Source organism: Nocardioides sp. Z30_9 (genome assembly GCF_058215735.1).
Window position 1 is genome coordinate 522742 of record NZ_JBZAJF010000002.1, and the last position, 18128, is coordinate 540869.

14 protein-coding genes are annotated in these 18128 nt (G+C 71.0%); 13 read left to right on the top strand and 1 reads right to left on the bottom strand.

Annotated elements, in window-relative coordinates; all coding sequences use genetic code 11:
* Window positions 1-22 precede the first annotated feature (22 nt).
* From AC4BGB_RS13180 to araA, 9 genes are all read left to right on the top strand, one after another.
* Window positions 23-1057 carry an aldose epimerase family protein gene (locus AC4BGB_RS13180; protein WP_490547335.1) on the top strand — a complete coding sequence of 345 codons (1035 nt, stop codon included), beginning with the start codon at window positions 23-25 and terminating at the stop codon, window positions 1055-1057.
* Between the two features lie 217 nt (window positions 1058-1274).
* A complete protein-coding gene (locus AC4BGB_RS13185; protein WP_490547336.1) occupies window positions 1275-2270 on the top strand; it encodes an ABC transporter substrate-binding protein in 996 nt (331 codons plus the stop codon).
* Window positions 2271-2376: 106 nt separating this feature from the next.
* Window positions 2377-3975, top strand: coding sequence for a sugar ABC transporter ATP-binding protein (locus tag AC4BGB_RS13190; RefSeq protein WP_490548439.1), 1599 nt, complete (start codon window positions 2377-2379; stop codon window positions 3973-3975).
* The gene (locus tag AC4BGB_RS13195) at window positions 3968-5032 is read left to right on the top strand and encodes an ABC transporter permease (RefSeq protein WP_490547337.1); all 1065 of its coding nucleotides are present in this window, start codon (window positions 3968-3970) and stop codon (window positions 5030-5032) included. The genes AC4BGB_RS13190 and AC4BGB_RS13195 overlap by 8 nt, the downstream gene beginning before the upstream one ends.
* Entirely contained in the window at window positions 5029-6033 is a 1005-nt protein-coding gene (yjfF, locus tag AC4BGB_RS13200) for a galactofuranose ABC transporter, permease protein YjfF (RefSeq protein WP_490547338.1), read from the top strand. Before AC4BGB_RS13195 ends, yjfF begins: the two co-directional genes overlap by 4 nt.
* The gene (locus tag AC4BGB_RS13205) at window positions 6030-7103 is read left to right on the top strand and encodes a LacI family DNA-binding transcriptional regulator (protein WP_490547339.1); all 1074 of its coding nucleotides are present in this window, start codon (window positions 6030-6032) and stop codon (window positions 7101-7103) included. The genes yjfF and AC4BGB_RS13205 overlap by 4 nt, the downstream gene beginning before the upstream one ends.
* Window positions 7100-8884, top strand: coding sequence for a ribulokinase (gene araB, locus AC4BGB_RS13210; RefSeq protein WP_490547340.1), 1785 nt, complete (start codon window positions 7100-7102; stop codon window positions 8882-8884). Before AC4BGB_RS13205 ends, araB begins: the two co-directional genes overlap by 4 nt.
* Window positions 8881-9558, top strand: coding sequence for an L-ribulose-5-phosphate 4-epimerase (locus AC4BGB_RS13215; RefSeq protein WP_490547341.1), 678 nt, complete (start codon window positions 8881-8883; stop codon window positions 9556-9558). The genes araB and AC4BGB_RS13215 overlap by 4 nt, the downstream gene beginning before the upstream one ends.
* Window positions 9559-9613: 55 nt before the next feature.
* Window positions 9614-11185 (top strand): L-arabinose isomerase, encoded by a 1572-nt coding sequence (araA, locus tag AC4BGB_RS13220; RefSeq protein ID WP_490547342.1) that lies wholly within the window; start codon window positions 9614-9616, stop codon window positions 11183-11185.
* A 36-nt stretch (window positions 11186-11221) separates the two neighbouring features.
* Here araA and AC4BGB_RS13225 read toward each other — a convergent pair whose 3' ends face one another.
* Entirely contained in the window at window positions 11222-12301 is a 1080-nt protein-coding gene (locus AC4BGB_RS13225) for an alpha/beta fold hydrolase (RefSeq protein WP_490547343.1), read from the bottom strand.
* A gap of 132 nt (window positions 12302-12433) precedes the next feature.
* Between AC4BGB_RS13225 and AC4BGB_RS13230 the strand changes: the two genes are divergently transcribed.
* From AC4BGB_RS13230 to AC4BGB_RS13245, 4 genes are all read left to right on the top strand, one after another.
* Entirely contained in the window at window positions 12434-13429 is a 996-nt protein-coding gene (locus AC4BGB_RS13230) for an aldo/keto reductase (protein ID WP_490547344.1), read from the top strand.
* A 34-nt stretch (window positions 13430-13463) separates the two neighbouring features.
* The gene (locus AC4BGB_RS13235; RefSeq protein WP_490547345.1) at window positions 13464-14339 is read left to right on the top strand and encodes an AAA family ATPase; all 876 of its coding nucleotides are present in this window, start codon (window positions 13464-13466) and stop codon (window positions 14337-14339) included.
* A gap of 16 nt (window positions 14340-14355) precedes the next feature.
* Complete coding sequence (locus tag AC4BGB_RS13240; protein WP_490547346.1) at window positions 14356-15792, top strand: vWA domain-containing protein; 1437 nt, start codon at window positions 14356-14358, stop codon at window positions 15790-15792.
* A gap of 127 nt (window positions 15793-15919) precedes the next feature.
* A complete protein-coding gene (locus tag AC4BGB_RS13245) occupies window positions 15920-18058 on the top strand; it encodes a HelD family protein (RefSeq protein WP_490547347.1) in 2139 nt (712 codons plus the stop codon).
* The last annotated feature ends 70 nt before the right edge of the window (window positions 18059-18128 follow it).

Genomic DNA, 18128 nt, shown 5'->3' on the forward strand with positions numbered 1-18128 from the left:
GATGGTCGTCTAGCGTGCTGGTATGGAAACCGGACCGTTCGGCGACTCGGCACTCGGACCCGTCCAGCTGCTCACCATCGGGACCGAGCCCGGCCCGGTGCTCGAGCTGCTCGATCTCGGCGCCACCGTGCACCGGCTGTGGGTCACCGGCGGCGACGGCGTACGTCGCAACGTGGTGCTGGGCCACGCCTCCGTCGAGGAGCGCCTCGCCTCGACCGCCTACCTCGGCGGCACGATCGGCCGCTACGCCAACCGGATCGCCCGGGGCCGGTTCTCGCTCGACGGGAAGGACCACGAGGTCGGCACCAACGACCGGGGCAACAGCCTGCACGGAGGCCCTGACGGGTTCGACCGCCGGATCTGGTCGGTCGCGGACGGCTCCGAGCGGCACGTCACCCTGCGGCTGGTGAGTCCCGACGGCGACCAGGGCTTCCCCGGCCGGCTCGAGGTCTCGGTGCGGTTCGAGGTCATCGAGGACCGGGTCGAGGTGCGATTCGAGGCCACCACGGACGCACCCACCGTGGTGAACCTGACCAGCCACGCCTACTTCAACCTCGAGGGGGAGGGCTCCGGCACCATCGACGACCACCGGCTCGGCATCGACGCCGACGGCTACCTCCCCGTCGACGAGACCGGTGTCCCGAGCGGCGTGCTCGAGCCGGTGGCGGGCACCCCGTTCGACGTACGCCGCCCCACGGGTCTGGCCCGGGTCGTCCGCAGCCGGCACCCCCAGCTCGTCGCCGCCCACGGCATCGACCACAACTACGCCCCGCGCGGCGAGGGTCACCGGGTCGTGGCCACGCTCGACTCCCCGCGCACCCGGACCCGCCTCGAGCTCAGCAGCGACCAGCCCGGGCTGCAGGTCTACACGGGCAACGCGCTGGACGGCGTGCTCGGCTCGACCACGGGCGGGCTCTACCGCCAGGGGGACGGGATCGCCCTGGAGCCGCAGCTGTTCCCGGACAGCCCGAACCGGCCCGACTTCGACTCCCCGGTGCTGCGCCCGGGGCAGACCTACCGGGCGGCCCTGGACTGGCGGTTCCGCGCCCTTCCCTGAGGCCTGCGCCCGCGAGGTTTCCCGGTCAGCGTCCGGCCCGCGCCCGCTTTGGCCGCGTTTGATGTGAGCGATCACATTTCCCAGGTCACAGGATGGTCACGCCGGTCAAGAAGTTCTCTTCACGTCCTTGACCTTCGCGAATGTTAACGCTCACACTCGCAAGAAGTGACGTGCGTCACACACGGGCTGGGACCCGACGAACCGAGAGGACAACACCGTGCTGAAGAAGAGTCTGGTCGCCGCGTGTGCGATCACCTTGAGCACCATCTCGCTCACCGCATGCGGCAGCTCCGACTCCGGGAACAGCGCAAGCGGCGGCGGGGACAAGATCACGATGGGCTTCGCGCAGGTCGGCGCCGAGAGCGGCTGGCGCACCGCGAACACCAAGTCCATCAAGGAGACCGCCAAGGCCGAGGGCATCGACCTGAAGTTCTCCGACGCCCAGCAGAAGCAGGAGAACCAGATCAAGGCGATCCGGTCCTACATCCAGCAGAAGGTCGACGTGATCGCGTTCAGCCCCGTCGTCGAGACCGGCTGGGACACCGTGCTCGTCGAGGCGAAGCGCGCCAAGATCCCGGTGATCCTCACCGACCGGTCCGTGGACAGCAAGGACGACTCCCTCTACGAGACCTTCCTGGGCTCCGACTTCATCGAGGAGGGCCAGAAGGCCGGTGACTGGCTGGTGAAGAACGCTGCCGACGCGGACGGGAACGGCGACGGCAAGATCAACGTCGTCCAGCTCGAGGGGACCACCGGCGCCGCCCCCGCGATCGACCGCGGCGAGGGCTTCGCGGAGAAGGTCAAGGCCGACCCGAAGATCAAGGTGATCGCCTCCCAGACCGGGGACTTCACCCGTGACGGCGGCAAGAAGGTGATGGAGTCGTTCCTGAAGTCCCAGAAGGGCATCGACGTCGTGTTCGCGCACAACGACGACATGGGACTCGGCGCCATCGAGGCGATCAAGGCGGCCGGGCAGAAGCCCGGGACCGACATCAAGATCATCACCGTGGACGCCGTCAAGGACGGGATGATCGCCCTGTCCAAGGGGGAGATCAACTACATCGTGGAGTGCAACCCGCTCCTCGGTCCCCAGCTGATGGACCTGGCCAAGAAGGTCGTCGCCGGGGACGACGTCCCCAAGCGGGTCGTCACCAAGGAGTCGGCGTTCGACCAGGCGTCCGCCACCAAGGTCCTGGCCGACCGTCAGTACTGACGACCGCCAGCAGGAGCCGCTGGGCCCGTCCCGGAACGACCGTGGCGGGTTCGGCGCTCACGGCACCCCATGGGTGCCCGGGACCGAGGAGAAAGCGTTGACCCAGATGGACCTCCAGCCGACCGTCGCGAAGGACGAGTCCGCACCCGCCCGCAACGGGGACGGTGGGACCGGCGTCCCTCCCGTCGTGGAGATGCACGACATCCACATCGCCTTCGGCGGCGTACCCGCGCTTGCCGGCGTCGACCTGCGTCTCTTCCCGGGGGAGGTGCATGCGCTGATGGGGGAGAACGGCGCTGGCAAGTCAACGATGATCAAGGCGCTCACCGGGGTCTACAGCATCGACCAGGGCTCGATCGAGGTCGCCGGCTCCCGGCAGAGCTTCTCCTCGCCGGCCGCCTCCCAGGCGGCCGGCATCAGCACGGTCTACCAGGAGATCAACCTGTGCACGAACCTCTCCGTGGCCGAGAACATGCTGCTGGGCCGCGAGCCCCGTCGGTTCGGGGGCATCGACGGCAGGGCGATGAACCGGCGTGCCCAGCAGACCCTCGACCGGCTGGGCCTGGACATCGACCCGGCCTCGGAGCTCGGTGAGCACCCGATCGCGGTCCAGCAGCTGGTGGCGATCGCGCGGGCGGTCGACGTGGACTGCAAGGTGCTGATCCTCGACGAGCCGACCTCCAGCCTGGACGCCGACGAGGTCGCGAAGCTCTTCGAGGTGATGCGGACGCTGCGCGAGCAGGGAGTCGCCATCGTGTTCGTCTCGCACTTCCTGGACCAGATCTTCGAGATCAGCGACCGGCTCACGGTGCTGCGCAACGGCGCCCTTGTCGGGGAGCGGATGACTGCGCAGGTCACCGAGCTCGAGCTGGTGCGGATGATGATCGGGCGCGAGCTCGAGGTCCTCGAGCGCATCGACCGCGGGGCCGCGGCCAGCGACGTGCAGGAGTCCGGCGTACCGGTGCTCAAGGCGCTGCACCTGGGCCGCAACGGCTCGCTGGAGGCGGTGGACCTCGATGTCTACGAAGGGGAGGTGATCGGGGTCGCCGGGCTGCTGGGCTCGGGTCGGACCGAGCTCGCGCGGCTGCTGTTCGGAGCCGACACCGCCGACAGTGGCGAGCTCGAGGTGCATGCGCGACCGAGCCGGTTCCGGAGCCCCCGCAACGCCATCGACCACAAGATCGCCTTCTCCAGCGAGAACCGCCGGGCCGAGGGAGTGATCGAGGACCTGACCGTCGCCGACAACATGCTGCTCGCGATGCAGGCCACGCGGGGGTGGCTGCGGCCGATCCCCGCCGCGACCCGGACCCGCCTGGTCTCGCAGTACCTCGAGGCGCTCGACATCCGGCCCCCCGACCCCGGCGCGATGATGCGCACCCTCAGCGGCGGGAACCAGCAGAAGGTGCTGCTGGCGAGGTGGCTGATCACCGAGCCCGAGCTGCTGATCCTCGACGAGCCGACCCGGGGGATCGACATCGGCGCCAAGGCGCAGATCCAGGGGCTGGTCGCCGACCTGTCGCGCACGGGAGTGGCGGTGGTGTTCATCTCCGCCGAGCTCGAGGAGGTGCTGCGCCTCGCCGACCGGCTGGTGGTGATGCGCGACCGCCGCAAGATCGACGAGCGTCCGAACGACGACCTCAGCGTCAGCGACATCCTCGAGATCATCGCCGGCGAGGCCCGCAGCGAGGAGGCCAGCCATGCCTGAGACGACGCCCACCGTCACCAGCAGGGCCGCGTCCCTGGCGAGCAAGCCGCTGCTGTGGCCGGTCCTGGCCCTGGTCGTGCTGCTCGTGGTCAACGTGGTCGCCACCCCGTCGTTCTTCGACATCCGGATGCAGGACGGCCACCTCTACGGCAACCTGGTCGACATCCTCCGCAACGGAGCCCCCGTGCTGCTGGTCGCGCTCGGGATGACCCTGGTGATCGCCACCCGGGGCATCGACCTCTCGGTCGGTGCCGTGGCCGCGATCGCGGGCGCCGTGGCCTGCGTCTACATCGCCGGCGCCCGGGACCAGGCGTCGGCGGCCACCGCGATCGTCGCCTGCACGATGGCCCTGGGGGTCTGCGTCCTGCTCGGGCTGTGGAACGGCTTCCTGGTCGCGGTGCTGGGGATCCAGCCGATCATCGCGACGCTGGTGCTGATGACCGCCGGGCGCGGCCTGGCGATGCTGATCACCGACGGCCAGATCACCACCGTCAACAACGACACCTTCGCCGCCCTCGGCGTCGGTTTCGTGGCCACGCTGCCGGTGGCGATCCTGGTCGCGCTCGCCGTCTTCGCGATCACCGGCGTGGTCACCCGGCGTACGGCGCTGGGGATGCTGATCGAGTCCGTGGGGATCAACCCGGAGGCGAGCCGGCTCGCCGGCGTCCGCGCCCGCACGATCATCTGGACCGTCTACGTGTTCGCCGCCCTCTGCGCCGGGCTGGCCGGCCTGATGATCGCGGGCAACACCAGCGCCGCCGACGCCAACAACGCCGGCCTGTGGATCGAGCTCGACGCCATCCTCGCGGTCGTCATCGGCGGTACGTCGCTGGCCGGGGGACGTTTCTCCCTGACGGGGACCCTCATCGGTGCCATGCTCATCCAGACGCTGGCGAGCACGATCCCCAACATCGGCATCCCGGCCCAGTCCAACTACCTGTTCAAGGCCGTCGTGGTGATCCTCGTGTGCCTGGTCCAGTCGCCGAAGGCGCGGGCCGCGCTGAGGGTCCGGCGTACGACCTCCGCCCCCCTGACCGCGAACGGAGGTGCGGCATGAGTGCCGCGACCGCCACCGGGACCAGCACCTGGGACCGGGTCCGCACCTACTCCCCGCCCTCGCAGTACCTCCCGGTGCTGGGCACGTTCGCCTTGTTCGTCGGCATGTTCGCCGCGGGCGGCGTCCGCTACGAGGGGTTCGCCTCGCCGCAGGTGGTGCTGAACCTGCTTGTGGACAACGCGTTCCTGATCGTTCTGGCGGTCGGGATGACCTTCGTGATCCTCACCGGGGGCATCGACCTCAGCGTCGGGTCCGTCGTCGCCCTCTCCACCATGGTCGCTGCCCGGACGCTGGAGGCGGGCTGGTCGCCGGCACTGGCGATGGGCGCGGTGCTGCTCATCGGCACCACGATGGGGCTGGTGACGGGCCTGGTGATCCACTACTTCGACATCCAGCCGTTCATCGCCACCCTGGCGGGGATGTTCCTCGCCCGCGGGCTCTGCTACCTGATCAGCATCGAGTCGATCCCGATCCGCAACGAGACCTTCATCAGCATCGCCTCGGGGCAGATCTCGCTGCCGGGAGGTCTCTACACCACGTCCGCGGCCGTGCTGGCCCTGGCGCTGGTCGCGGTCGCCGCCTGGGTGCTGCACCGCACCAGGTTCGGCCGCACCGTCTACGCCATCGGCGGCAGCGAGAGCTCCGCGACCCTGATGGGCCTGCGGGTCGCGTTCACCAAGGTGATGGTCTACGCGATCAGCGGGTTCTGCGCCTCGCTGGCCGGGCTGCTGTTCTCCCTCTACATGCTCTCCGGCTACAGCCTGCACGCCGTGGGCATGGAGCTGGACGCGATCGCCGCCGTGGTCATCGGCGGCACCCTGCTCACGGGTGGGCGGGGCCTGGTGATCGGCTCCCTTCTCGGGGTGCTGGTCCTCGGCACGATCCAGACGTTCATCTCCTTCGACGGCACGCTCAGCTCGTGGTGGACCAAGATCACCATCGGGGTGCTGCTGCTGGCCTTCGTGGTCCTCCAGCGGTTCATCACCAGGCGTCAGGCATGAGCGCCACCGAGCCGCGGGCGGTCAGGCCGCTCGCCGGACGTACGCCGGTGATGGCCGACGTGGCCCGCCTCGCGGGGGTCTCGCACCAGACCGTCTCGCGGGTGATCAACGGGCACGACAGCCTGCGCCCGGAGACCCGGGCCCGCGTCGAGGAGGCGATCCGGCAGCTCGGCTACCGCCCCAACACGGTCGCCCGGGCGCTGGTGACCCGACGCTCGGCGACCATCGGCGTGATCGCCACCAACGGCGGGCTCTGGGGACCCTCCACGGTGCACCGGGCGATCCAGGCCGCTGCCCGCGAGTCCGGCTACTTCGTCAGCTCGGTCAACCTGCCGGACGTCACCCGGGAGGACCTCGCGGCCGCCGTCGAGCACCTGCGCGACCACAACGTCGAGGGCATCGTGATGATCGTCGCCACCGACGAGTCGCTGGACATCGCCCGGCACCAGGAGACCGGCGGCGTACCGGTCGTGGTCGTCGAGGGTGACCTGTCCCGGGCCCCGTGGACCGTCGGGGTCGACCAGGTCGCCGGTGCCCGGATGGCCACCGAGCACCTGCTCTCGCTCGGGCACACGCAGATCATGCACGTGGCCGGCCCGCAGCACTGGGAGGAGGCGCGGGCACGCGTCACCGGCTGGCGCGAGGCGATCCATGCCGCCGGCCTGCAGCCGATCGAGCCGCTGCTCGGCGACTGGACCGCCGCCAGCGGTCACGCCGTGGGCCAGGTCATCGCCGGGCGCCGGGAGGTCACGGCGGTCTTCGTGGCCAACGACCACATGGCGATCGGGGTGCTGCGCGCCCTCTCCGAGGCGGGGCGCTCGGTGCCCGACGAGGTCAGCGTCGTCGGCTTCGACGACATCCCGGAGTCGGGGTACCTGATCCCGCCCCTCACCACGGTCCGGCAGGACTTCGACGCGGTGGGACGTCTCGCGATCGACACCCTGAACGTGGCGATGCGCCCCGAGGAAGACGCAGGCGACGACGGCGGAAGCTCGCGCCGCGGGCTGCTGATCGAGCCGGAGCTGGTCCGTCGCGCCAGCACCGCGCCGCCACCGAGGAGTCGAGGATGACCACTGCGGCCGACCAGAGTTCCCACCCCGGAGACGTCGTCGTCGGCGTCGACTTCGGCACCCTGTCCGGCAGGGCTCTCGTCGTACGCGTCGCGGACGGCGCCGAGCTGGGGACCGCGACCCACGAGTACGCCCACGCGGTGCTGGACGAGGCACTTCCCTCCGGTACGCCGCTGGCACCCGACTGGGCCCTGCAGGTGCCCGACGACTACCGCGACGTGCTGCGCAACGCGGTGCCGGCCGCCCTCGCCGCAGCCGGGGTCGACCCGGCGCGGGTGATCGGCATCGCCACCGACTTCACCGCGTGCACGATGGTGCCGGTGCTCGCGGACGGCACCCCGCTCAACGAGGTGGACGGGTTCGCCGACCGCCCGCACGCCTACGTGAAGCTGTGGCGCCACCACGCCGCCCAGCCGCAGGCCGACCGGATCACGGCCCTGGCAGCATCCCGCGGGGAGAGCTGGCTGCCCCGCTACGGCGGCCTGATCTCCTCGGAGTGGGAGTTCGCCAAGGCCCTCCAGCTCTTCGAGGAGGACCCCGAGCTCTACGAGCGCACCGAGCACTGGGTGGAGGGCGCGGACTGGATCGTGTGGCAGCTGTGCGGTCGCTACGTCCGCAACGCCTGCACGGCCGGCTACAAGGGGATCCTGCAGGACGGCCGCTACCCGGGCCCGGACTTCCTCGAGGAGCTCGCGCCGGGGTTCGGGTCCTTCGTCACCGACAAGCTGGAGCACCCGATCGGCCAGCTCGGCGACCGCGCGGGCTCGCTGACCGCAGAGGCGGCGGGGTGGACCGGCCTGCCCGAGGGGATCGCGGTGGCGGTCGGCAACGTCGACGCCCACGTCAGCGCGCCCGCGGCGCAGGCCGTGGAGCCCGGGCAGATGGTGGCGATCATGGGCACCTCGACGTGCCACGTGATGAGCTCGGACCGGTTGCGCGAGGTGCCGGGGATGTGCGGCGTGGTCGACGGCGGCATCGTCTCGGGCAGCTGGGGCTACGAGGCCGGGCAGAGCGGTGTCGGCGACATCTTCGGCTGGTTCGTGCGGACGGGGGTGCCTCAGGCCTACGCGACGCAGGCCGAGCGCAACGGCGAGACCGTGCACGAGCTGCTCACCCGCCTCGCCGCGGCTCAGGAGGTCGGCGAGCACGGGCTGGTGGCGCTGGACTGGCACAGCGGCAACCGGTCGGTGCTGGTCGACCACCAGCTCTCCGGGCTCGTGGTCGGGCAGACGCTCGCGACCAGGCCCGAGGACATCTACCGCTCCCTGCTCGAGGCCACGGCGTTCGGGACCCGGGTGATCGTGGAGACGTTCCGCGACGCGGGCGTGCCGGTGACCGAGTTCATCGTCGCGGGCGGACTGGTCAAGAACCCGCTGCTGATGCAGATCTACGCCGACGTCCTCGCGATGCCGCTGTCGGTGATCGGCTCCGACCAGGGCCCTGCCCTGGGGTCCGCGATCCACGCGGCGGTCGCCGCCGGGGCGTACGCCGACGTACGGGCTGCCGCGAGAGCGATGGGCCGGGTCCGCCCCGACAGCTATCGCCCGGACCCGGCCCGGGCCCGTGCCTACGACCGGCTCTACGCGGAGTACCTCGAGCTGCACGACCACTTCGGCCGAGGATCCTCGGCGATGCGGCGGCTCAAGGGCATCCGTCACGACGCGGTGGCGCGACGTCGCGGTCGCCGGTCAGCCGAGGACCCGGCGCAGGCGGACGCCGAGTCGTTGGGCACGAAGCCGCTGGGCAGCGACCGGCAGGCGAGCCCGGAGATGTCGGCATGACCGCCGTCGCCGAGGTCGACGCGAGCGTCCGGTCGCTGCGTCGCGAGGTGTGCGCGCTGCACGAGCAGCTCACCCGCTACCGGCTGGTGGTGTGGACGGCCGGCAACGTCTCGGCGCGGGTGCCCGGGCAGGACCTGCTGGTGATCAAGCCCAGCGGCGTCTCCTACGACGAGCTCACCCCCGAGAACATGGTGGTCTGCGACCTGCGCGGACGCGTGGTCGAGGGGGAGCACGCGCCGTCCTCGGACACCGAGGCGCAGGCCTACGTCTACCGGCACCTGCCGCAGGTCGGCGGCGTGGTGCACACCCACTCCACCTATGCGACCGCCTGGGCCGCGCGCGCCGAGCCGATCCCGTGCGTGCTCACGATGGTCGCCGATGAGTTCGGCGGCGACATCCCGGTCGGGCCGTTCGCGATCATCGGCGACGACTCCATCGGGCGCGGCATCGTGGAGACCCTGCGCGGGAGCCGGTCGCGCGCCGTGCTGATGCAGAACCACGGGGTGTTCACGGTCGGGCCGACCCCCCGGGCGGCGGTCAAGGCCGCCGTGATGTGTGAGGACGTGGCCCGGACCGTCCACGTCGCGCGCCAGCTCGGCCAGCCGATCCCCGTCGAGCCGGCGGCCGTCGACGAGCTCTACGAGCGCTACCAGAACGTCTACGGCCAGCGCTGACCGTGCGGTCGACCCGCGCAGCGACGCCCTCAACGAGAGATCCCGGAGGCCCACCATGACCAGCACCGCCCCAGTTCCGGCGACAGTCCCGGCCCCAGCGTCGGACCCAGCCCAAGGGTCAGCCCCGGGGTCAGCCTCGGGCGAGGTCTGGTTCCTCACCGGCAGCCAGGCGCTCTACGGCCCCGAGACGCTGGACCAGGTCGCGGAGCAGTCCCGCGTCATCGCCGAGCGCCTCGACGCAGCGCTGCCGGTGCGCGTGGTGTGGAAGCCGGTCCTGCTCGACTCGGTCTCGATCCACCGGCAGATGCTGGAGGCGAACACCGCCGAGGACTGCATCGGCGTGATCGCGTGGATGCACACGTTCTCGCCGGCCAAGATGTGGATCTCCGGGCTCGACGCCCTGCAGCAGCCGCTGCTCCACCTGCACACGCAGGCCGGGATGGCGCTGCCGTGGTCCACGATCGACATGGACTTCATGAACCTCAACCAGGCCGCGCACGGTGACCGGGAGTTCGGCTACATCCAGACCCGTCTCGGGGTGCCCCGCACGACGGTGGCCGGGCACGTCGAGTCACCGCAGGTGGCTGCCCGGATCGGGTCGTGGGCCAGGGCGGCGCTGGGACGGCACGAGCTGCGCCGCCTCCGGCTGGCCCGCTTCGGGGACAACATGCGCGACGTCGCCGTGACCGAGGGCGACAAGGTCGAGGCCCAGCTCCGGTTCGGGGTCTCGGTGAACACCTACGGCGTCAACGACCTCGTCTCCGTGGTCGACGAGGTCTCCGACGACGAGGTCGACAAGCTCGTCACCGAGTACGCCGACACCTACCGGGTGGCGCCCGAGCTGCTGCCGAACGGCGAGCGGCACCGGTCGCTGCGCGACGGCGCCCGGATCGAGCTCGGCCTGCGGGCGTTCCTGACCGAGGGATCCTTCGACGCGTTCACCACGAACTTCGAGGACCTCGGTGGGCTGCGCCAGCTCCCGGGTCTCGCGGTGCAGCGGCTGATGGCCGACGGCTACGGGTTCGGCGGGGAGGGGGACTGGAAGACCTCGGTGCTGCTGCGGGCGACGAAGGTGATGGCCGCGGGGCTCCCGGGAGGGACCTCGTTCATGGAGGACTACACCTACCACCTGGTCCCGGGCGAGGAGAAGATCCTCGGAGCGCACATGCTCGAGGTCTGCCCGAGCATCACCACCCAGCGTCCCTCGCTGGAGGTCCACCCCCTCGCGATCGGGGGGCGCGAGGATCCCGTCCGGCTCCGGTTCGTGGCGGACCCGGGGCCGGCGGTGGTGGCGGGCATCTGCGACCTCGGTGACCGGTTCCGCCTGACCGTCAACGAGGTCGACGTCGTCGAGCCCGACGAGGACCTCCCGGCGCTGCCGGTCGCCTGCGCGGTGTGGGAGCCGCGCCCCTCGCTGTCCACCTCGGCCGAGGCCTGGCTGATGGCCGGGGCGCCGCACCACACGGTGCTCTCCAAGGCGATCGGGGTCGAGGTGCTCCAGGACTTCGCCGAGATGACCCGGACCGAGCTGGTGGTGATCGACGCGGACACCACGGCGCGCGGGTTCCAGCGCGAGCTGCGCTGGAACGCCGCCTACCACCGGCTGGCCGAGGGGCTGGGCGCCTGAGCGGCTGGTGCTCCCGCCGCCGCCTTGGTCAGGGCCTCAGGCCTCGGTCGCGAGCAGCTCCTTGAGGTGCTGGTCGACCTCGTCGAGATAGGTCTTCTCGAAGCCGAACAGCCCGAAGTGACCGGCGATCGAGTGCAGCATCCGCAGCTCGCTGCCGGGCGTGAGCTCCTGCTCGATCCGGCAGTCGCCGGGCGGGAAGAACATGTCCTGCTCGATCGGCATCACGAAGGTCTTCGCGCGCACCCGGCCCAGGGCCGCGGCCAGGTCGCCGCCGGTGTTGCGGGCGACGTCGCCGCGCTGCCACTTCCAGCCCATGGTGAGCAGGGCGTTGGGATCCATCATCCGGAAGAGCGCGCGCAGGAAGTTCTCCTGGAACTCCTCGAAGGTGTCCCAGCCCATCGCCTCCTCGAGCGGCTCGATGCCGCGCCAGAACTCGGTCCGCCAGAACTCCGTGGTCAGTCCCATCACCGCCCAGATGTCGGCGTGCCGTCCCAGGCCTGCGGCGACGTCCGCGGCGGCGGCGTACTCACCGCCGTTCCAGCCGGGGTCGGAGGTGATCGCGTCCATCAGGGTCTGGGTGAACACGAAGTCGTGCGGGGTGTTCTGCGCGGTCCCGGCGATGGGTGCGGCTCGTCGTACCTTCTCGGGGAAGCGCACCGCCCACTCCCAGGTCTGCTGGGCGCCCATCGAGCCGCCCACCACCAGGGCGAGGGTCTCCACGCCGAAGGTCTCCCGCAGCAGCTGCTCCTGGGCGCGTACGTCGTCGCCGATGCGCACGTGCGGGAACTTCGACATCGCCAGCTCGCGGTCCTCGACCGTGTGCGGCGAGGTGCTGAGCCCGTTGCCGATCTGGTTGACCACCACGATGAAGTACTGCGAGGGGTCCAGCGCCCGGCCCTCGCCGATGTAGACCTGCTCCCAGGTCTGGTGGGTCCCGGAGAACCACGTGGGCACCAGGATCACGTTGTCCTTGGCGTCGTTGAGCTCGCCGTAGGTGGCCACCGCGAGCTGCAGGTCGGGGATCACCCCGCCGTCCTCGAGCTCGAACCGGCCCACCGAGTGCAGCTGGTAGTCCCCTTGCGTCTCGGCGGTGTAGAACGGATTGGCGAGCGGCATGGGAACCTCCGAGAACGGGTAGTGGTGACGTGCGTCACACGCTATCGCGGGAATCCCTCACGATCCTGGGCTGCCGAGCCCGGCACCCGGACGAGGCCCGCACCTGCAGCAGCGATGAGAGAAGAGGCCCGCATGGAGCAGCGACTACTGGGACGGACCGGCCGCGAGGTCTCGGTCGTGGGCCTGGGCACCTGGCAGCTGGGCGCCGACTGGGGTGAGGTCAGCGAGGACGACGCGCGTGCCGTGCTCGAGGCGTCGGCGGAGGAGGGAGTGACCTTCTACGACACGGCCGACGTCTACGGCGACGGTCGCAGCGAGCAGATCGTGGGCCGGTTCGCCGCCGCCCACCCCGACGCGGGGTTCACCGTGGCCACCAAGATGGGCCGGCGGATGGACCAGGTGCCGGAGAACTACTCACCCGACAACTTCCGCGCCTGGATCGACCGCTCGCGCAGGAACCTCGGCGTGGACCGGCTCGACCTGGTCCAGCTGCACTGCCCGCCGTCGGAGGTGATCGACGCCGACGCGACCTACGACGCGCTGGACGCCCTGGTCGAGGACGGCTCCATCGCGGCGTACGGCGTGAGTGTGGAGACCGCTGCCCAGGCGCTCTCCGCGATCGCCCGCCCGCACCTCGCCACCGTGCAGATCATCCTGAACGCGCTGCGGCTCAAGCCGCTGGAGGAGGTGCTGCCCGCGGCCGCCGAGGCCGGCGTCGGGATCATCGCCCGGGTCCCGCTGGCCTCGGGCCTGCTGTCGGGCAAGTACGACGAGACCACCACCTTCGCCGACGACGACCACCGCAACTACAACCGCGACGGCAGCGCCTTCGACGTGGGCGAGACCTTCTCCGGCGTCCCCTACGAGGTGGGGCTGCAGGCCGCGGCCGACTTCACCCGCCTGGTGAAGACCTCCGCCCCGGGCGGGCTCACCCCCGCCCAGGCCGCGATCGCCTGGATCTGGCAGCAACCCGGCGTGACCACCGTGATCCCCGGCGCCCGCAACGAGCAGCAGGCCAGGTCCAACGCCGCCGCCGGCAACGCGAACAACCTCGGTGTGGAGTTCATGGACGGCGTCCGCTCGATCTACGACCAGCGGGTCCGCGGGCTGGTGCACGAGCGCTGGTGACGGGGTCACCGCCCACGACAGGCACAATGGCCACGTGACCCAGACGCCCTCATGGTTCGAGTCCCCGGCCGACGCCGAGAAGCAGCTGGCCGCGGTCGGGTACCTCGCCGACAACGCCACCGCCACCACCGCGTTCCTGGCCGGTGCACTCGAGAAGCCGCTGCTGGTCGAAGGGCCTGCGGGGGTCGGCAAGACCGAGCTGGCCAAGGCGATCGCGCGCGCGAGCGGGGCCGAGCTGGTGCGGCTGCAGTGCTACGAGGGGCTCGACGAGGCGCGGGCGCTGTATGAGTGGAACTACAAGAAGCAGCTGCTGCGGATTCAAGCAGCGGGTGAGCAATCGTGGGACGAGACCCACGACGACATCTTCACCGAGGAGTTCCTGCTCACCCGGCCGCTGCTCACCGCGATCCGGCGCCAGGAGCCGACCGTCCTGCTCATCGACGAGGTCGACAAGAGTGACGTCGAGGTCGAGGGGTTGCTGCTGGAGGTGCTCAGCGACTTCCAGGTGACGATCCCGGAGATGGGCACGATCGTCGCCGTACGCCGCCCGCTGGTCGTGCTCACCTCCAACGCCACCCGCGAGCTCTCCGAGGCGATCAAGCGCCGCTGTCTGTTCCTGCACATCGACTACCCCGAGTCCGAGCGCGAGCGCGAGATCGTCGTCTCGCAGGTGCCCGGCATCGAGGAGTCGCTGGCCGGCCAGATCGTCGAGGTGGTGGCCAGGCTGCGCGGCCTGGAGCTGCGCAAGGCGCCGTCGATCGCGGAGACCATCGACTGGGCACGCACCCTGATCGCCCTCGGCACCCGGACCCTCGACGAGGCCGCGATCGACCAGACCCTGGGCGTGGTGCTCAAGCACGCCAGCGACCACGACCGCGCGGTGCGGGAGCTCCGGCTCCGCACGCGGTGAGCGAGACGAGCCCCGGATGACCCTGCTGGACCGGCACATCGAGTTCGTGGAGGCGCTGCGCTCCACGGGCCTGCCGGTCTCGCTGTCCGAGGGGCTCGACTCGATCCGTGCGATCGACGCCCTCGGCATCGGCGACCGCGAGACCCTGCGGGCGGCGTACGCAGCGACCCTGCTCAAGCGGCACAACCACCGCACCGGCTTCGACCAGGTCTTCGACCTCTACTTCCCGGCCCTGATCGGGGACGGGTACGTCGCCGGTGACGGGGTAGTCCCGAACGAATCGCAGGATCTGGACCCCCTCGAGGATGCCGAACGGCCGGGACTACCCGGAGCGTCAGCATCACCCCCTCCCGAGGGTCCCCAGGCCCTCGCCGACTTCCAGGAGGCGCTGGCGACCGCGATGGCGATGGGCGACCCGGACGTGATGCAGTCGCTGGCGCGGGAGGGCGTGGCGCGGTTCGGCCTGATCAGGGGGCGCGGGCCGGGGGAGCAGCGGTGGTCGTCGTACAACGTGATCAACCGGGTCTCGCCCGAGGAGCTCGTCGCCAAGGCCCTCGCCGGCCTCGGTGCCTCGCCCGACGGGAGCGACGACCCCTCGCTGCGCCGGCTCGTGGAGGCGCAGGCGCAGGAGTTCGAGCGGCTCGTGGACGTGGAGGTACGCCGGCGCGCGGCCGAGGTCCGCGGTCCCGAGCACGTCGCGCGGCACACGGTGCGGCCGGCGATCGAGCTGGTGGACTTCACCTCGGCCCGCCGGGCCGACCTGGAGCTGATGCGCCGCGAGATCCAGCCGCTGGCCCGCCGCCTCGCCACCCGGCTCAGCCGGGAGCAGCACGCGCGCTCCCGGGGACCGCTCGACTTCCGGCGTACCGTCCGAGCCTCGATGTCCACCGGCGGCGTGCCGATCGAGACCCGGCACAAGCCCCGGCGGCCGGCCCGCACGGACCTCGTGGTGCTGTGCGACGTCAGCGGCTCGGTCTCCAACTTCGCCAGCTTCACGCTGATGCTGGTCTTCGCGCTGCGCGAGCAGTTCAACCGCGTCCGTGCGTTCACCTTCGTCGACGAGATCCACGAGGTCACCGACCGGTTCACCTCCGGCCGGGATCCCGCGGAGACGATGACCGAGCTCGCGGCCAGCGCGCGCTACGCCTCGCTGTGGGGCCGCACGAACTACGGCCGCGCGTTCACCCGCTTCTCCGAGGGGTACGCCGACGCGCTCACCCCACGGACGAACCTGCTGGTGCTCGGCGACGCCCGCTCCAACCACACCGACCTCGCGCTGCCGGTCGTCAAGGAGCTGGTGCACGCCTCCCGGCACGCCTGGTGGCTCAACCCCGAGCACGTGCGCAACTGGGACACCGGCGACTCGGCCGCCCGCGACTACGGCCGGCTGATCCCGATGGTGGAGTGCCGCAACCTCACCCAGCTCGGCGAATTCGTGCACGACCTGGCCTGAGCGGCGCTCTCCCGGGTCGCGGGACGCCGGTAGTCCGGATCCGGGACTTGCGGGGGCGAGCCCTGACCCTGCGCGGTAAAGTTGTCGATTCGCTGAGAACGACTTGCTCCTACGGAGGACACCCGCGTTGAACACTGACGTCGCTGCACGCGAGGTAGCGAGCGAGCAGGCCTACGTCGACACCGTCTACCGGCAGCTCGAGAAGGCGGCGCTCTCTGCGCAGGAGCTCGCCAAGGAGGGCCTCGCCCGCGGACGGATCGGCAACGAGGGCGGTCTCGTCGAGCGCGACGCGATGGTGTTCCAGGCCGCACGCCGGATCGCCACGCTGGACGCCGCCCACGAGGGACTGGTCTTCGGTCGTCTCGACATGGGTGCCCAGATCAGTGACGTGCCCCGCTACATCGGCCGGATCGGCCTGCGCGACGACAACTACGACGTGCTGCTGATCGACTGGCGGGCCCCCGCCGCGGCGGTCTTCTACCAGGCCACCCTGGCCGATCCCCAGGGCGTCGTACGCCGCCGGATCCTGCAGAGCAAGGGCGTGCACGTGCTCGGAGTCGAGGACGAGCTGCTCGACGCCGAGGATCCCGCGGCCGAGACCTTGCCCATCGTCGGCGAGGGCGCGCTGCTCGCCCAGCTGTCCAAGGCGCGCGACCGCTCGATGCACTCCATCGTCGCGACCATCCAGGCCGAGCAGGACAAGGCGATCCGCGCGCCCAACAAGGGCGTCGTCTCGATCACCGGCGGTCCCGGCACCGGCAAGACCGTGGTGGCGCTGCACCGTGCGGCGTACCTCCTCTACGCCGACCGCCGTCGCTACGAGCGCGGCGGCGTCCTGGTCGTCGGCCCCTCGGGTGTCTTCATGCGCTACATCGAGCGGGTGCTGCCCTCGCTGGGTGAGACCGCGGTCGCGCTGCGCTCGCTGGGCGAGGTCGTCGACGGCGTCAAGGCCAGCCGTCGCGACGAGCCCGCGGTGATGCAGATCAAGGGCTCGGCGGCGATGGCCGAGGTGCTGCGGCGTACGTCGCGCCAGGCCGTGCCCGACGCCCCCACGGAGTTCCGGGTCTTCTACCGCGACGACGTGATCCGGCTCGGTCACCGCGAGCTCGGCGCCCTGCGCCGCCAGCTGCTCGCGATGGGCAGCCGCAACCGGTCCACCACCCGGGTCGCCTCCACCCTGATCGACGCGATGTGGCGCCAGGTCCGCAGCGAGCGCGGCCGCGAGCGCACCAAGGAGGAGTTCTCCGAGGAGATCCGCACCAACGACGACTTCCTGGAGTTCGCCGCTGCGTGGTGGCCGGTGCTGGACGCGGCCACCGTGCTCGGCTGGCTGCGTGACCCCGACTTCCTTGGACGGGTCAGCGAGGGCGTGCTGGACGACGAGGCGGTGCGCCTGCTCTCCAAGACCTGGGGCGACTCGCTGTCGGTCGACGACGTGGCGATGCTCGACGAGCTGCGCTACCTGCTCGGCGACCCGCCGCTGGTGAACACCGGCTCGGTCGACGACGAGCACCTCGGCGCCGAGGACGCGTCGCTGCAGGAGCTGTGGACCGCTTCGGACCGGGAGTACGCCGGGCCGCGCGGCTGGGCGCCACCGACCAACCGGGTCGAGGACGACGCCTTCGCTCACGTCCTGGTCGACGAGGCGCAGGACCTCACCCCGATGCAGTGGCGGATGGTCGGTCGCAGGGGACGTGGAGCGACCTGGACGATCGTGGGCGACCTCGCCCAGTCGTCGTGGCCGGTGCCCGAGGAAGCCGCTGCCGCCCGTGCCGCGGCGCTCGGCGACAAGCCGCGCCACGACTTCCACCTCTCCACCAACTACCGCAACTCCGCGGAGATCTACGACTTCGCCGCGGCCTACGCCCAGCGCGTCGGCCTCGACGCCGACCTCCCCGACGCCGTGCGCTCCACCGGCATCCCCCCGCTGGAGCTGCACGTGGACGACCTGGAGCAGGCGGTCCACGAGCACCTGACCGAGCTCGCCGGGACGCTTGCGGGCACGGTCGGGATCGTCGTACCCACCGCTCGGCTCGGCGAGGTCTCCCGGTGGGTCTCCTCCTGGCCCGAGTTCGCCGAGGAGACGGGCACTCCCGAGTCGCGGATCGTCGTACTCGCCGGGCTGGACACCAAGGGCCTCGAGTTCGACGGCATCATCGTCGTGGAGCCCCAGGAGATCGAGGACGAGGCCCCCACCGGCCGCGCCGTCCTCTACGTCGTCTACACCCGCGCCACCCAGCGGATGGTCACCCTCACCTCCAGCTGAACCCCGCCGACCGGGCACTTACGACCCGCCGTAGCGCGTCGAGCGGGCAATTGTGTCCCGCCGTAGGTCG

Coding starts and splice junctions, on each gene's coding strand:
- AC4BGB_RS13195 (WP_490547337.1), top strand. CDS start 3,968: ATGCCTGAGACGACGCCCACCGTCACCAGCAGGGCCGCGTCCCTGGCG.
- yjfF (WP_490547338.1), top strand. CDS start 5,029: ATGAGTGCCGCGACCGCCACCGGGACCAGCACCTGGGACCGGGTCCGC.
- araA (WP_490547342.1), top strand. CDS start 9,614: ATGACCAGCACCGCCCCAGTTCCGGCGACAGTCCCGGCCCCAGCGTCG.
- AC4BGB_RS13190 (WP_490548439.1), top strand. CDS start 2,377: ATGGACCTCCAGCCGACCGTCGCGAAGGACGAGTCCGCACCCGCCCGC.
- AC4BGB_RS13205 (WP_490547339.1), top strand. CDS start 6,030: ATGAGCGCCACCGAGCCGCGGGCGGTCAGGCCGCTCGCCGGACGTACG.
- araB (WP_490547340.1), top strand. CDS start 7,100: ATGACCACTGCGGCCGACCAGAGTTCCCACCCCGGAGACGTCGTCGTC.
- AC4BGB_RS13230 (WP_490547344.1), top strand. CDS start 12,434: ATGGAGCAGCGACTACTGGGACGGACCGGCCGCGAGGTCTCGGTCGTG.
- AC4BGB_RS13215 (WP_490547341.1), top strand. CDS start 8,881: ATGACCGCCGTCGCCGAGGTCGACGCGAGCGTCCGGTCGCTGCGTCGC.
- AC4BGB_RS13240 (WP_490547346.1), top strand. CDS start 14,356: ATGACCCTGCTGGACCGGCACATCGAGTTCGTGGAGGCGCTGCGCTCC.
- AC4BGB_RS13180 (WP_490547335.1), top strand. CDS start 23: ATGGAAACCGGACCGTTCGGCGACTCGGCACTCGGACCCGTCCAGCTG.
- AC4BGB_RS13225 (WP_490547343.1), bottom strand. CDS start 12,301: ATGCCGCTCGCCAATCCGTTCTACACCGCCGAGACGCAAGGGGACTAC.